The 15,177-nt window shown below is 32.8% G+C and carries 15 protein-coding genes; 8 read left to right on the top strand and 7 right to left on the bottom strand.

The window, feature by feature from the left end; all coding sequences use genetic code 11:
• The first annotated feature begins 16 nt into the window (after nucleotides 1-16).
• On the top strand, nucleotides 17-1,048 hold the full coding sequence (locus METIG_RS02805) for a branched-chain amino acid ABC transporter permease (RefSeq protein WP_013798731.1): 1,032 nt from the start codon (nucleotides 17-19) through the stop codon (nucleotides 1,046-1,048).
• Between the two features lie 93 nt (nucleotides 1,049-1,141).
• Here METIG_RS02805 and hisD read toward each other — a convergent pair whose 3' ends face one another.
• On the bottom strand, nucleotides 1,142-2,419 hold the full coding sequence (gene hisD / locus METIG_RS02800; RefSeq protein ID WP_013798730.1) for a histidinol dehydrogenase: 1,278 nt from the start codon (nucleotides 2,417-2,419) through the stop codon (nucleotides 1,142-1,144).
• Between the two features lie 191 nt (nucleotides 2,420-2,610).
• A complete protein-coding gene (gene cgi121, locus METIG_RS02795; RefSeq protein ID WP_013798729.1) occupies nucleotides 2,611-3,048 on the bottom strand; it encodes a KEOPS complex subunit Cgi121 in 438 nt (145 codons plus the stop codon).
• 414 nt (nucleotides 3,049-3,462) lie between these two features.
• On the opposite strand from cgi121, the gene METIG_RS02790 reads away from it, so the two are divergent.
• Entirely contained in the window at nucleotides 3,463-4,491 is a 1,029-nt protein-coding gene (locus METIG_RS02790) for a hypothetical protein (RefSeq protein WP_013798728.1), read from the top strand.
• A gap of 114 nt (nucleotides 4,492-4,605) precedes the next feature.
• A complete protein-coding gene (locus METIG_RS09690; RefSeq protein ID WP_281033960.1) occupies nucleotides 4,606-4,737 on the top strand; it encodes a hypothetical protein in 132 nt (43 codons plus the stop codon).
• 380 nt (nucleotides 4,738-5,117) lie between these two features.
• Here METIG_RS09690 and METIG_RS02785 read toward each other — a convergent pair whose 3' ends face one another.
• On the bottom strand, nucleotides 5,118-6,125 hold the full coding sequence (locus METIG_RS02785) for a TRC40/GET3/ArsA family transport-energizing ATPase (RefSeq protein WP_013798727.1): 1,008 nt from the start codon (nucleotides 6,123-6,125) through the stop codon (nucleotides 5,118-5,120).
• 68 nt (nucleotides 6,126-6,193) lie between these two features.
• Nucleotides 6,194-6,850, bottom strand: a complete 657-nt coding sequence (locus METIG_RS02780; protein ID WP_013798726.1) for a DUF116 domain-containing protein — start codon at nucleotides 6,848-6,850, stop codon at nucleotides 6,194-6,196.
• A gap of 210 nt (nucleotides 6,851-7,060) precedes the next feature.
• Here METIG_RS02780 and comB point away from each other — a divergent pair, with 210 nt between their 5' ends.
• Nucleotides 7,061-7,717 carry a 2-phosphosulfolactate phosphatase gene (gene comB / locus METIG_RS02775; protein ID WP_157209536.1) on the top strand — a complete coding sequence of 219 codons (657 nt, stop codon included), beginning with the start codon at nucleotides 7,061-7,063 and terminating at the stop codon, nucleotides 7,715-7,717.
• Nucleotides 7,718-7,781: 64 nt separating this feature from the next.
• Here comB and purM read toward each other — a convergent pair whose 3' ends face one another.
• The 3 genes from purM to METIG_RS02760 form a co-directional block, all read right to left on the bottom strand.
• Nucleotides 7,782-8,807, bottom strand: a complete 1,026-nt coding sequence (purM, locus tag METIG_RS02770) for a phosphoribosylformylglycinamidine cyclo-ligase (protein ID WP_013798724.1) — start codon at nucleotides 8,805-8,807, stop codon at nucleotides 7,782-7,784.
• A 298-nt stretch (nucleotides 8,808-9,105) separates the two neighbouring features.
• A complete protein-coding gene (gene tfrB / locus METIG_RS02765; protein ID WP_013798723.1) occupies nucleotides 9,106-10,587 on the bottom strand; it encodes a fumarate reductase (CoM/CoB) subunit TfrB in 1,482 nt (493 codons plus the stop codon).
• Nucleotides 10,588-10,707: 120 nt separating this feature from the next.
• The gene (locus tag METIG_RS02760) at nucleotides 10,708-11,604 is read right to left on the bottom strand and encodes a calcium/sodium antiporter (protein ID WP_013798722.1); all 897 of its coding nucleotides are present in this window, start codon (nucleotides 11,602-11,604) and stop codon (nucleotides 10,708-10,710) included.
• Nucleotides 11,605-11,744: 140 nt separating this feature from the next.
• On the opposite strand from METIG_RS02760, the gene aspS reads away from it, so the two are divergent.
• From aspS to METIG_RS02740, 4 genes are all read left to right on the top strand, one after another.
• Nucleotides 11,745-13,055 carry an aspartate--tRNA(Asn) ligase gene (aspS, locus tag METIG_RS02755; RefSeq protein WP_013798721.1) on the top strand — a complete coding sequence of 437 codons (1,311 nt, stop codon included), beginning with the start codon at nucleotides 11,745-11,747 and terminating at the stop codon, nucleotides 13,053-13,055.
• Between the two features lie 165 nt (nucleotides 13,056-13,220).
• The gene (locus tag METIG_RS02750; protein WP_013798720.1) at nucleotides 13,221-13,451 is read left to right on the top strand and encodes a hypothetical protein; all 231 of its coding nucleotides are present in this window, start codon (nucleotides 13,221-13,223) and stop codon (nucleotides 13,449-13,451) included.
• 23 nt (nucleotides 13,452-13,474) lie between these two features.
• Complete coding sequence (locus METIG_RS02745) at nucleotides 13,475-13,786, top strand: ArsR/SmtB family transcription factor (protein WP_013798719.1); 312 nt, start codon at nucleotides 13,475-13,477, stop codon at nucleotides 13,784-13,786.
• Between the two features lie 5 nt (nucleotides 13,787-13,791).
• Entirely contained in the window at nucleotides 13,792-15,141 is a 1,350-nt protein-coding gene (locus METIG_RS02740) for a P-loop domain-containing protein (protein ID WP_013798718.1), read from the top strand.
• The last annotated feature ends 36 nt before the right edge of the window (nucleotides 15,142-15,177 follow it).

The raw sequence follows: 15,177 nt of genomic DNA, 5'->3' as shown, positions 1-15,177 counted from the left end.
GCAAGGGGTCGGTAAAATGATAGTGGATTTAATCCAACTTATCCTTATATGGTTTGGGCTTTATTTGATAGTAAATCTAAGCCTAAATATTGAGTTTGGTTATGGAGGAATTCCAAATTTTGGTAAACATCTTGCAGTATTGCTTGGGGCAGTGGTCGTTGGGGGAATTGTGAACAGAATCTTAATGCTAATATTTGGGATTAATGGGGATATTGTCACTGCAAGCACAATGGTAAGTAGCGTTGTAAATGATCTTATCTCACAAAATCCACTGTATGGTATTGGTATTCTCCTCTTGTCAATATTTTTGGCTATTGTTTTGGGTTTGATTATAGGGGCACTCTTTATATTGCCAAGTGCAAAACTTAAAGAGGATTATTTAGGAGTTACTTTGCTTGCCATTGCAGAGGTGTTCTTCCTCTCAACCTACTACACTCCAAGTATAATTGGAGGTTATTATGGAGCATCGGTGCCAGATATTTTGGCATTTGTTTCGGGAGAAATGAGGGGATTCGTATTTGCTGGGTTAATATTACTTATTGCATTTGTAATATATTTGTTCACCAACAAACTTCTAAACACGCCTTATGGAAGAATACTTAGGGCTATGAGGGAAAATGAAAATGTTGTAATTGCATTTGGAAGAGACATAATGAAGATTAGGATAAAAACTGTCTCAATTGGAACTGCAATTGCAGCAATTGCTGGGGTTTTATTTGGATTTTATTCAGCTAATGTCATTGGAACTGCATTTACGAGGGTTGAATGGACATTCTTCCCATTCTTGATGGTATTGCTTGGAGGAAAAGGAAATAATAAGGGAATTATATTGGGGACTTTGATTTTTGTCATAACAAAAGTATTGTTGGAGACCTATAAATTTGAAATAAAAGAATTCCTTCATCTACCATTTGAGGCTGTATGGCTTGAATACATAATCTTTGGGATATTGGTTGTTCTAATCTTATACTACAGACCAGAGGGAATTTTAAGTGAAAAACCAATATTAACAAAACCAATAAAAAAGATTATGCATAATCAGGAATAAAATAGAAACAACAATATGGAAAATTAAGATAAAATTAGATAATAAGATAAGATTCTTAAGATAATTTTTATTTTTTATTCTTTCTTTAATTTTTTAATTTATTCTTCTCCTAACAGCCTCAGCGTGCCCGAATAATCCTTCTGCCTCTGCCAATGTAATTACAATGTCTGCAATGTTTTTTAACCCTTCTTTTGTTAATTCCTGAATTGTTGGCTTTTTTAGGAATGTCTCAACACTCAACCCAGAATACATTCTTGCACATGCAGAGGTTGGTAAAACGTGGTTTGTTCCACTCGCGTAATCTCCAACTGGAACTGGGGCATACTCTCCTAAGAATATACTCCCAGCATGCTTAATTTTCTTTAAAACTTCTCTTGGATTTTTGGTTATGATTTCCAAATGTTCTGGAGCATATTCGTTTGAGAACTCTATGCATTCATCCAAATCTCCAACAAGGATTGCAGAGTTTTCTAATGCTTTCTCAATAATCTCTCTTCTCTCTGCTTTTTCCATCTCCTCAATGATTTTATTTTTTATGCTGTTTGCCTTTTCCATAGATGTTGTTGTTATTACACAGGATGCGTTTGGGTCATGTTCTGCCTGAGCTAAGAAATCCAATGCTACATATTCTTCATTAGCATTTTCATCTGCAATTATCAAAACTTCAGAAGGTCCTGCAGGGAAGTCAATAGCAACATCACCATAAACCAACTTCTTTGCTGCAGTTACAAAAACATTCCCAGGCCCCACAATAATATCAACCTTTGGAATTGTTTCAGTTCCGTAAGCCATTGCTCCTATCGCCTGAGCTCCTCCAACCTTATATATCTCATCAGCCTTCGCTATATCTCCAGCCACCAATGTTGCAGGATTTCCTTCTCCCTCTTTTGTTGGGGGGGAGGTTATAATTACCCTCTCACATCCAGCAACCTTTGCAGGAATAACAGTCATTAAGACCGTTGAAGGATAAAATGCCCTACCTCCTGGGACATAACATCCAACATTTTCTATAGGTCTTAAAATCTGTCCTGCTTTAATACCATTCTTTTCTATTTCCCATTCTTTTAGATTTTTCAATTGCATCTCATGAAATTCTTTAATGTTCTCTGCAGCTTTTTCTATTGCCTCTATGACCTTATAGTCAATTTTATTGTATGCGTTCTCTATCTCCTCTTTGCTAACCTTAAAATCTTCAATATCCACACCATCAAATTTTTTTGTGTAGTATCTTAATGCTTCGTCTCCTTTTTCTCTAACATTCTTTAAAATTTCTTGAACTGTTGGGATGATATTTTCAAGGTTCATCTTATTTCTGTTGATGATTTTGCTCTTTTCTTCTTCTGTTAAATCTTTAATTTTTTTGATTATCATGATTTCACCTAATTCTCTCTTTACCTAAAAATATCGGCATTCAAATAAATCAAATTAGAAATACAAAAGTTTTATTCTTTCTTTAATTCCATGATAGCAATCTTTTCACAGACTCTCCCAACGCAACCTTTAAAAAAGGTTGCATCCAAATGGAAATACCTCCTCGCTACGCTTGGAGGTATAGAAAATTGTTACTCCTTCCTTAATTCCATAATTGCAATCTTTTCACAAACCCTTTCAACAACATTACCAAACCCTTTAATATCAAATGCCTCTCTTATCTTTTTTTCCTTTTCCTCGTTTAATTCTAAAACGCTATCATCTACTTCTCCACCAATGATTTCTAAAACCTTGCTCAAAACTTCTTCATTCTCACAAACCACGCAAACATTACCATCTTTTGCTCCGAGGAGTTTTATGGCATTTGATATTTGCCTCTGTGCCGATGCCCTAACCAAAATTTCCATCCAAAATGAGTTAGTAATATTTTTTTTAGTTTTTGCTTGATTTATTGCATGAAGGACATGTTTTTTTGTTGCAATTAACTCTGCATTCAGTATTTGAAATGGCAATTTCAACTTAAAAATGTCTTGATTTATTTTGGCATTTTTTATTCCTCTTATTATCATAGTTTCACCTAATCAACAAAAAGGTTTGGTAAAATTATTTTTATAAATTTCATTTTGAGAATATCTGTTTGTTTTAAAATTTTTATGCTATAATACTAAATTTCGAAAGGTATTTATAATTATTTTCCAATAATAACATTTGATACTTATATTTGTCCATTGTTGTGGATTTTATGCGTTCTTAATGTTTTTAATATTTTCTTCATATTGTTTTGAATTATAGTCGTGTGCGTTAGAAATTGTAATATGCCATTGGTAAATTTTTAATAATTGTAGAGTTATTTCAAAATTCTAATGAAGAATAAAGATTATTCAGAAATTCATTAACGTATAAATATAATGGCAAAACCCAAAGGGTTTTGCCGTATATATTCCGCACACGACTATACTTTGTTAGTTATTTAGTATAAGTTGGTGATTTATTTGCCTAATAGAGGTTCTCAAAGGCAGAGGGTTGTAAAGATAAAAAACTCTCCGGACTCATTTACAAACAAGTTAAGTGGAAAAATTGTTCAAATCCTTGTTGGTAGGTTAAAGAAGGGTATTGACTCAGGACAAATAATATCCTTAAGAACTAAAAAAATACTCAGTTATGAAGAGTTTCTCCCAACATATAACTTATTAGAAAGGATAACTGAGGAAAATAAGGAAGTCCTTGTAAAAGTTTATGAAATGAATATTATTGTAGAAATTACAAAAGAGTTTAGAAATAAGGAGTTATTGGACATTTTCGAGTTAAAGGAAGAACTTTGCTCTGAGGCAGAAGAGCATATAAAAAAATACAACATTGAAAAGTTTTTAGAAAGTTATACAGTATTTTGTTTTAGTGATTATGATAATCCCGATGAGTTCGTGAAGAATAACAAAAAAATTCTTGGTAGGTTGTTGAGAGGGCAATATGAGGACGTTCCAGAGGAGTATATTGAAGAGCTCATTGAAAATAAATTAAAATATTCTGATAAGGACTTGATTATTCTGGATTGGGATAATGGTATTATTTTAGATAAAAATGAGGATTTTTGGGAGGAAGTGGATATTATTGAGTTAGCATGTGTAAGAGTTTTAAATTTAAGGGTTTTTGATTACATATTAAGTGAGAGGATAAAATACCTCCTCCAATTGAAGTTGGACAAGTTGGGATATTTTAGGTTAAGAAAGGTTTCAAAGGAGGTCTATGCCCAAAGGATCTCGTATATTTCATATCTGGACTCTGTTGAGAGTGTTTTAATACTATATGGTGATAGGTATTATGCTGAGTTATATGAAACATTGTGTGAGATATTCTATGTTCCAGATTGGATAAAAAGGGTGGAAAAAAAATTGGAGATGATAAATGACATTTATTCAATACTTAAAGAACACATGGTTGAATACTACAATTTAATATTGGAGGGTACAATAGTTGCTTTGATATTCATTGAGATTATATTTGCTCTGTTGTAGATAAAACACAAATCAAAAATAAGATAAACAATGAAATCAATAATTAAAAAATACTTCCCACGCCGTTCAAAACTGTTTAGTTTTTTGTGAGTATTTGTGAGGATATGTGTGTTTATGAGTTTTCGATATATTTATATAGAACTTTATAAAGATAAAAAAGATAGATGGGTGGAGCTTGGGGCCATCTCGGAGCGAAGCGACGAGAACTATAGTTGTGTGCGTTGTAGTTTGGAAATATGCTGCTGATGAATTTTTAACGGCTGTAAGCCGTTTCAAATTTTAAGGTGGCTTATTACTATTTGAAATTTATTAAGGTATGAATAAGTTTAAAAATCCACTGCAACCTTCGGTTGCAGGGAAGTTGAATAACTACGTTATTCAACTATTCCGCACACAACTATAAAAACCGTTAAGGTTTTTATGTCCACGACAGGGGCAGAGACACCCTTGTGTGGCTGATGACGTCCAAGTCCAATATGGGTATTTACTCACCAATACTCATATTGGACAGACCCCAAATTACAAGTATTCAATGACTTAATTTTTATTTACTCAAAATTATATTAATTGAGTTATTAAAAATTTGAAAAAGAGATAATATAACTTCCAAATTACTTAAATAAACATTATTCTTTCTCTTCTTCACCATATAAAATTTTTGCAATTTCTCTTAATGTATCTACTCCTTTTGCCTCTGTTTTTAATAATGGAACGTGTGCAATAACCTTATCTCCAAATTTCTCTTTTATCATTTCTAATCTTTTCTGTTGCAGTGCTCTTCTTGCTTTACAGAATTCACATTCAACATCTTCTGGAATAACTTGGTTTACAATAACTGCATCAATTGGAATGCCATATTTTTCCAATGCCTTCATTGCTCTTTCACTTTCCAAAATACTCATTTCTTCTGGAATAACAACCAATCTAAATGCAGTTTTTTCTGGATTTGAGAGAATTTCTCTTGCTTTTTCTATTTTCTTCTTCATTTTTTCAAGTTCTTCTAATGCCTTGTCGTAGTCAATGTCATCATCTTTACTTCCAAATGGCATTAATTTTTTCATCATTTTCATTAATCCGCTCATTTGCTTCTTGAATTTAATCATCTTAGCCATATATTTGTCCATTATTTCAGGGAGTCCTAAAAACCTTAATGTGTGCCCTGTTGGAGCGGTGTCAAATATAACTACATCAAACTCACTACTGTCCATGTATCTCAAAAATACATCAAATGCAGCACTTTCATCAGTTCCAGGAGATAAGGCAGCCATTTCTAACTGTTCCTCTAACATACCAGCCAACATTGGGTTTTCATCCATCTGTGCCTTTAATTTTTCCTTATATTCTTCCATAGCCTTTTGAGGGTCTATTTCTACAACATATAAATTATCAAAGCCCTTAACTTTTGTTGGTTCGTGCCCAAACTCTTGCTCAAATGCATCTCTTAATGAGTGTGCAGGGTCTGTTGAGACAATAACTGTTTTTAATCCTTGCTCTGCACAATAGATACCAGTAGCAGCACTCATTGTAGTTTTTCCAACTCCTCCCTTTCCACCAAACATGATATATTTTGTCCCATCACTCTCTAATTTTTTTGTTGTAATGCTTTTCAATGAGTCCTTTATTTTTGATAACATTCCATCACCTTTTAATTTTTTATTTAGCCTTTTAATTTTTTATTTAGTATTGGAAAATTTTGTATTTATTATTTATTATTATTTGCATTGGATTCTTTCAACCTCTGCAATAACTCATTGACGTTAACCATGGTATTTATGCAGCCATCTTTTATTAACGCTTGTCCTTGTGAAGGGATGCCTTTCCTTGATAAGTAGTTCATACCATAGAATAAATCCCTACTACATGCAACACCAAATACACCGTCAGGTTTAACCTCTCTTAGAATTCTTTTTAAAAATGTAGAACCCGGAACGATAAAGACCTTATAACCATTTTCTTTGGCAGTTTTTATGATGTCCCCAATACAGCATCTCCCACAAAATACACATTCTACTCCATTTGGAGTTAACTTTGCGGGGCATTTTGTGTCCCTCAAACAATGAGGAAGAATCAAAACTTTGTTTTTTGATTTTTTAAATTGTTCTTCATAATATTTATTGTAAAACTCAATCCCTACATTGTAGAAGGTTTCTTCTGTGCCAATAAGAAGGAATAACCTCAATAGAATAGAGTAAAAGTTATCTGCTATGTATATAAAAATTTTTGGGAAGATTAATTTGTTTCTTTTAATTAGATATGCTCCCACTACAATGCTTATAAGAAGCATTAAAATCAATAGTATTATAAGCAATATAAAGAATAAACCTACAATCTCTAATACATTTATGCCTAAAATCTCCATATTATCACATGATGACAATATTATGCACACATGGTTATTTGCATAACTACAATAATAATTTTGAAATATTATGAAATTTTACGTTATTTTAATATTGAATCATTATCATCTAAGATTCATAAGTTTATGGGGGTGTAAAAAATTCCGCAAACAGCTATAAATTTAACCTATGAATTTTTTAGTGTAGGGTGTGAAAATTCTAAGTCGGATGTGGCTATCGTTATTGATGTTCTTAGAGCATCAACAACCATAAACACACTCTTACAATTGTGTAATGAGGTATATATAACTGATAGTATAGAGAAGGCAAACTCATATAAAGACGCCATAAAAATTGGAGAAAGAAACGGCAAAAAAATAGAGAAATTTGATTTCGGTAACTCTCCAACAGAGATTTTGAGAAATAAAGGAAAAATATTAGAACATGTAAAAAACAATGGTAAAGTTGTATTGACAACAACAAACGGAACGAGGGTAATGAAGAGAGTTTTCAAAAACGCAAATTATGTTCTGATTGGCTCAATAACAAATGCAAAATACGTTGCTGAAAAGGCAGTAGAATTAGCTAAGTCAGGAATAACTCTTGTCCCATGTCATAGAAAAGGAACGTTCGCAATTGAGGATGTAATAGGGGCTGGGTTGATAGCAAGGTATATTGAAGAGATTAGTAAAGAAAAAACCAAAAATGAAGAAGTTCTTGCAGCAAAGTTATTGACAAAAGGAGATTGGAAAAGTTTAATTTTAAATTCAAATTCAGCAGATAACTTAAGGAATCTTGGTTATCATGAGGATTTGCTATTTTGCATTTGTGAGAATGCCCAAGATGTTGTGGGTATGTTTGATGGGGAAAAAGTTATTAGGATGTGATTGTTTTTATGTTTTAATTATTATTTTACTTGTTTATTCTTTTAGTATCATTTTATTTTTGTTTTTAATCTAAATGTATTTCTTTTCCTTTATATTTAACGATTACCTTGTTTTTTGGTTCTTCTTTTATTCTTCCAATTACAAATGCTGGTATGTTGTAGGAGTTTGCTATTTCAATAACCTTCTCCGCATCTTCTTTATCAACTATAACACAAAATCCTATGCCCATATTAAAAGTCCTAAACATCTCTTCATCAGGAACATTACCCAACCTTTGAATTTCTTTGAATATTGGTAAAACTTCTGGGAGATTATCGATGATATAGGCAACGTTCTTGTTTAGCCTCCTCAACTTTCTAAATCCTCCTCCTGTTATGTGGGCTAATCCTTTAACCTTAACTTTTTTGATCATCTCTAAAACTGGCCTTACATAAATTCTTGTTGGAGTTAAAAGCTCCTCTGCTATAGTTTTTCCATGTGGAAGTTCATCGTGTATATCCATTCCAGCAATTTCAAAGAATACCTTTCTTGCTAATGATAATCCATTGCTGTGTATTCCACTGCTCCTCAACCCAACGATAACATCTCCTGGTTTTATATCTTTTCCTGTGATTATCTGGTCTTTTCGGACAATAGCTAAAACAGTCCCGGCCAAATCAATTCCCTTAATCATGTGTGGGAGTGTTGCTGTTTCTCCACCGATGATGTTTATGTTTGCTTCTTTTGCACCTTCATTTAACCCCTTCCCTATTTGTCTTGCTATTTCTTCATCAATATCCTCAACTGCCAAATAATCAACCAACGCAACTGGCTCAGCTCCAATACAGATGGCGTCATTTACGTTCATCGCTATCATATCAATTGGAACAGTATCAAATTTTTTTGCCATCTCTGCAACAATCATCTTGCTCCCAACTCCATCGGTGCAGAGGACTAAATAATAATCTCCAAATTCAATAGCTCCTGCATAATGCCCTTCCAATTCTGCGGGTTTTATGTCATCTCTTTTAAATGTTATTTGAGAAATTAACGCCTTTATAACCCTATCTTCTTTGTAGATATCTACTCCTGCATCTTTGTATGTGACCATTCGCTCACCTTATTTTTGTTATTTTTATGGTTGTTTGTGGAATTCTTTTTCATATATTTGAGCATAAAAAATTTTTGAAAGAAATGATAAATTGACCTAAATTAATCATAAAATTCCAATATCCATTTATAAATCAAACAACTAATATAGTTGTTCGCCTTACAAATGCACGAAGTCCCTATTAAATTATATAAGGGATAATTAACTATTATTTGGAATTTTACAATATGATTTATTAAATGGCAAAACAAAGTTTTGCCGTAAAATTTGGCGAACAACTATACTTTTACTGCGAGTGCTATACAACCTTACTAAGCAGAGATACGATATTCATAACTTTAATATCCTTTTTGATGTTATTTTCCTCTTTATATTTTTTCAAACTATCTCTTATGTGGTATTCACAAAATGGGCACACAGTAACCAAGTAATCTACATTTGTATCAAAAATCATCTTTGCCTTTCTCTTTCCTAAGGCATAGGCAACTTCTGGCTTTCCACTTCTAACTCCTCCACCAGCACCACAACATTGGTCTGGAACCTCCATCTCAATGAATTTTAGGTTTGGAATGCTTTTTAGTATCTTCCTTGGTTCATCATAAACTCCTTGCCCCCTTTTCAAATGACATGGGTCATGGTATGTTACAGTTGCATCTAATGGCTTGTATTTAATCAATCCAACCTTATTCAGAACCTCTGTGATATCCATAACCTCAAATTCTTTCTCTTTATAATCGTTTTTTAGTGTTGAGCCACATCCAGCACACACTGTAACAACACAATCCACATCGAGGTTGTTAAAAATCTCCAAGTTTTTCTTTTTTAATTTCTCGGCAATATCTGTTTGTCCAGTCCTTATAAATGGAGAACCACAACAAACTTGATTTTTTGGAATTATTACAGAAATTCCATGGGCATTTAATACTTTTATTGCATCTCTACCAACATTCTGCAACCTATAGTCAATCAAACATCCAGTAAAGAAAGCCACCCTCATTTTTTCATTTTCTACTAAATATTCCTCATTAACTTCCTCCAACAACGGGGTTTTATCTTTCTCAACTGACCTATTATATTTTAAAACATTTTCCCTCACTGCAAGATGGTTCTTTAAATAATAACCCTTTTTAAAGCAGAGTTCTCTCAACTTTTCAATGGCATGATGGACAATTTCTATCTCCTTTGGACAAACCTCCACACATTTTGCACATGTTGTGCAGTTGTAGAGGTTTTCAAAATACGCTATTTTTTCCCTATCTCCTTCATCCCTAACATCAAATGCAAACCTTGCCAATTGCCTCATGAATGTAGGTCCTGCGTAGTCGGTAAATTTTCTCACTGGACAAACTGATAGGCAAGATAAACAATCAATGCATCCCCTAACCTTTTTTACTTTATTTATATCATCTGGTTTAATATTTTCCAAGTCCTCTGGATATTCTTTTCTTTCAATGTAATTTCTCAAATTTGCCAATTTTTTATAGTAGGGAGTTCTATCAACAACCAAGTCCCTAATCACATCAAAATTTTTTAATGGCTCTATAACCATACCATCTTCTACCTTTGTTTTGCATGCTAACTTTGGCTCTCCATTTATGCACATTGCACAACTTCCACATTGCCCTGCTCTACAAGAACTCCTAAAATAGATATTCGCATGGTAATTTTTGTTGATGTATTCAAGTGCATTTAACACATTAATACCTTTTGGAACTTCATACTCCTCAAATCCATCTTTATCTTTATTAAATCTCTTAACCTTAATTTTCACCATTTCCATGTTATGCCTCCTTATAATTAAGGGTTATAATATTTAATGTTTAATGGTTTAATGCTTCACAAAATTTATTGAAGTTATGTTCAATTTCTAACGCACACAACTATAACTTATCTAAAAGTTTCAATTGAATAGTGTATATAAAAATACGCAATACATTATCAAGAACACAATTCCTTCAAATATTCCAAGTTTTCTTCTCTTAGCAAACATTGCCAATAGAACTGCCATAAATAAAGTTATCCCCATCTCCAAATTTTGAGGGGGTAGGGGGGTTACAATTGCAGATAACCCCAATGCCATACCTATATTTGCAACATTACTCCCTACAATATTTCCCAACACCATCTTCCCAAGTTTCTTTTTTGCCGCTGCGATAGAAACTGCAAGTTCTGGAAGAGATGTCCCCAAAGCAACCAATGTAAAACCAACGATTTTTTCAGAAACCCCCAAAGCTAAGGCAATATTTCTTGCCCCATTTACAAACATTTCACTCCCTAAAATAACCCCAATCAATCCAATAATCAGTAAAAGTGCTGCTCTTATGTATGATGTTTCTTCTACTTCATCAATTTTTTCTTTTCCATTTTTTATTGTGTATTTTAAGTATATTGCAAATAAAAATATCAAAATAATCCCGTCTATCCATGAGAACCCATTAAATCCTAAAATAAATGCTGTAATTAAAAATAAAATGTATGCATAGGTATTTTTTACTACAGAACTCTCTTTTATAATTATTGGAGAGAATATAATACTCAATGCAAGAACTAATCCAACATTTGCTATACAACTTCCAATGGCATTTCCTGTTGAAATTCCTGGAGAGTTAATCCATGCAGCATATACTGACGTTACTATTTCTGGTAGGGATGTCCCAATTGCTACAATAGTGGCTCCAATAACAAAATCGGAAATTCTAAAAAGTTTTGCTATCCTTGAACTTCCAACAATGAACCAATCACTACCATAAGAAAGAAGGAGCAGACCAATAATAAATAACAACACATTAATTATCATTATATCACACAATAAAATTTTTTATCTTTAATTTTGGGACTTTGAAATAAATATTTAACTAATAAAATGTGCGAATAATTTAAATAATATTTTTTATTATATATGTGGTGCATTAAAAATAGGTGTTATTGGTGATAGTGATGTTAGGAGATTGGAGAAGAACACACTACTCATCCCAAATTTCACCAGAAATGGATGGAGAAGAAGTTATAGTCATGGGTTGGGCTCATGCAATAAGGAAATTGGGGAAGTTAATATTCATTATATTGAGAGATAGAGAAGGAACAGTTCAAATTGTAGTTCCTAAACAAAAAGTAGAAGAAGAAATATTTAAGACAGCAAAAGAAATTGGAAAAGAAGACGTAATCGCAATAAAAGGAAAAGTTATAGCAAATGAAAAAGCACCAAATGGATTTGAAATCCTTCCAATTGAAATAAGAATATTAAACAAAGCAGCAACTCCACTCCCATTGGATCCAGCGGAGAAAGTTTCAGCGGATATTGATACAAGGTTGGATAACAGGTTTTTAGATTTAAGAAGACCAAAAATACAGGCAATATTTAAAATTAGGAGTGAGATGTTAAAATCAGTTAGAAAGACATTTTATGAGAATGGTTTTGTTGAGGTAAACACACCAAAACTTGTGGCAAGTTGTACAGAAGGGGGAACAGAGTTATTCCCAATCTCTTACTTTGAAAAGGAGGCGTTTTTAGGGCAAAGCCCACAGTTATACAAGCAGATGTTGATGGCTACTGGACTTGACAGGGTATTTGAGATAGGGCCAATATTTAGGGCAGAAGAACATAACACAAGAAGACACTTAAACGAGGCAATATCCATTGACGTTGAGATGGCATTTTGTGATGACAAGGATGCTATGGAAATGCTTGAAAAGGTTGTCTATAATGCATTTGTTGATGTTTATGAGAATAGGAAGAAAGAATTGGAGTTGTTGGGTGTTAATTTAGAACTTCCAAATGAGAAATTTGACAGAATAACTTACGATGAGGCAATAGATATTGCAAATGCAAAAGGTGTTGAATTGGAGTGGGGAGACGATTTATCAAGGGCAGCAGAAAAGGCAATTGGAGAAGAAATGGGTGGTCTCTACTTTATAGTTGATTGGCCAACTGAAACAAGGCCATTCTACACAATGCCAAATGAAAAAGACCCAAAAATATGTAAGGCATTTGATTTGATGTATAAGGACTTGGAGATTTCATCAGGGGCTCAGAGGATACACATCTATGATTTATTGGTTGAGAGGATAAAAGCTCAAGGCTTAAACCCAGAGGGCTTTGGCTCCTACTTAGAGGCATTTAAATATGGAATGCCACCACATGCAGGTTGGGGACTTGGAGCAGATAGATTTACAATGGTTCTAACAGGACAAGAGAATATAAGAGAATGTGTGATGTTCCCAAGAGACAGGCAGAGGTTAACACCATAAGTTAATATTCAATTTAATATTAAATGTATTGTAATATAATGATAATATATGTAATAAACATAGCAACAAAAAGAAAGTTACAGCAAACAAATTACATTAACAGCGCTAAATCTATATTTGCATTTTTTAATATTTAAATTTTTTATTATTGATTGGGGGATGATTATGCCTTTTAGTTATGGACCAAGTATGGCTGTATATCCGAAGGCGGGTTATTCTGGAGGGGATTCTATGTTTACAATGATTTTGTTGATTTTGGTCATTGTTTTATTGGTGTATTTGATAGTTAGAAAGCCAAATACTGACAATGAAAGATTAGTAAAAATGGAAAAAGATATTGAGGAAATAAAAGAAACTGTTAAGGAATTAAAGAGAAAATGGGAAGAAATCGAATAATTTAATATAAAAATGTGATTTCTATGGATTTTAAAATTAATGGGGGAGAAAAACTCTCATTGGGTAAAATAGTAAAGATAGGTGATGCTCTATCAAACCCAATAAGGATTAAAATACTCTATCTACTAAACCAAAGGCCATGGAATATATACGAATTAGCAAAGGAACTTAATTTATCGAGACCTGTTGTTTATGCCCATCTTAAAAAATTGGAGGATGCTGACTTAGTTGAGAGTGATTTGGTCTTAGAGGATGTTAGGGCAAAAAGGATATACAAAGCAAGGAAATTTAGATTTGAGATAGATAACGATACAATAGATAAATTGTTTAAGTGAAATATATGAGGGAGAATAAATTTTCCCTAATCGATGAAATTATAAGTAGGATAAAAACAGAACATTTGGATAGAAAAAAATTAACAAAATCCAATAAAAATAAACTATTTTATGTTGCTAAGCAGGCAGATGGAAAGTTAAAGGTCACTTTGCCATTTGTTTTTAAGAGAGAGGATTTTTTGGATTTAAATAAATATGGTATAGAGGGAGCTACTGGACATATAATAGAACGCATAAAAGATTGCATAAGGAGAGGAGACTTTTCTATTTTATCTGGCAACTTAGCAAAGAGATATGAGGCATTATATGAACCAGTAACAGTAGTAAATTGTGATTTGAATATTGGTAGTGATTTGTGGAGGGCAGATAGATACAACTACATAAAGAACGAAAATTTACATTTGCTTTTGAGGATGATTTTTGATGATGAAAATGCAAAAACAATAGCAACTGAAATCGATGAATTAGTTGGAAAATTAAATGAATTTATCCAAAAAATTCCATATAAAGACCTTAAAAAAGAAACCCTCAACATAGTTAATCAAAAAGATTTAAGAAATAGATTGGATAAATTGGGGTTAGTTTGTTTTATTGGAGATGGCTCAAAACCAGCAAGGGAGTATACAAGAATAAGAAGGCACTATAGAATAGCAGGGCCTAAAAAAGGGGTTAATGTTGAATTTAAAACCCCAATAGAGTTAAATCCAATAGAAATAGAGTTATTTGATGGAAATGTTATAACTGGCCTTGGAATTAAAAAGAGAGAGATATTCATTATAACTGGGAGAAATGCACAAGGAAAATCAACGCTTTTGGAGGCGATAGAGAGCGGGCAGGATGACCATCTTATAGGTGATGGGAGAGAGTATATAATAACAACAAATAAGGTTTCAAAGGCAACAACGGGAACTATGCAAATGAATGGGCAGGATATAAGTTTATTCTTCCAAAAACTACCAAAGGGAATAAAAGGTAACCCAAAAAAGGTTTATGGAACTGCTTCTGGTTCAATGACAATGGCATACCAAATACAGAGAGCTTTAAATACAAAGATGGATTTAATATTAATAGATGAGGACAATTCGGCGGTTAATCTGCTTGTTAGTGGGTTGTTATCAAAGTGGTTTGAAGGGGTTAAGTCCTTAGCGGAGATAATAATGAATGAAAGGGAAAAATTGACATCAGCGTTTATTATTGTCACAAGTAGTTTGGATTTATTAACTGCATGTGGAGATAGAGCAATCTATCTTGAAGACCATGAGGCAAAATATTTAGATTTGAAAAAATTTAGGAGAGAATTGGGAAAATATTACCTAAATTTAGGAACTGAACTATACAACAAGAAAGAAAATTAAATAAACAATTAAAAACAAAAAATAATTCAATATATG

Source organism: Methanotorris igneus Kol 5 (assembly GCF_000214415.1).
Lineage (GTDB): Archaea > AGJL01 > Methanococci > Methanococcales > Methanococcaceae > Methanotorris > Methanotorris igneus.
The sequence above is the reverse complement of the archived record's forward strand: the minus strand, read 5'-3'. Positions and strand labels throughout refer to the sequence as shown.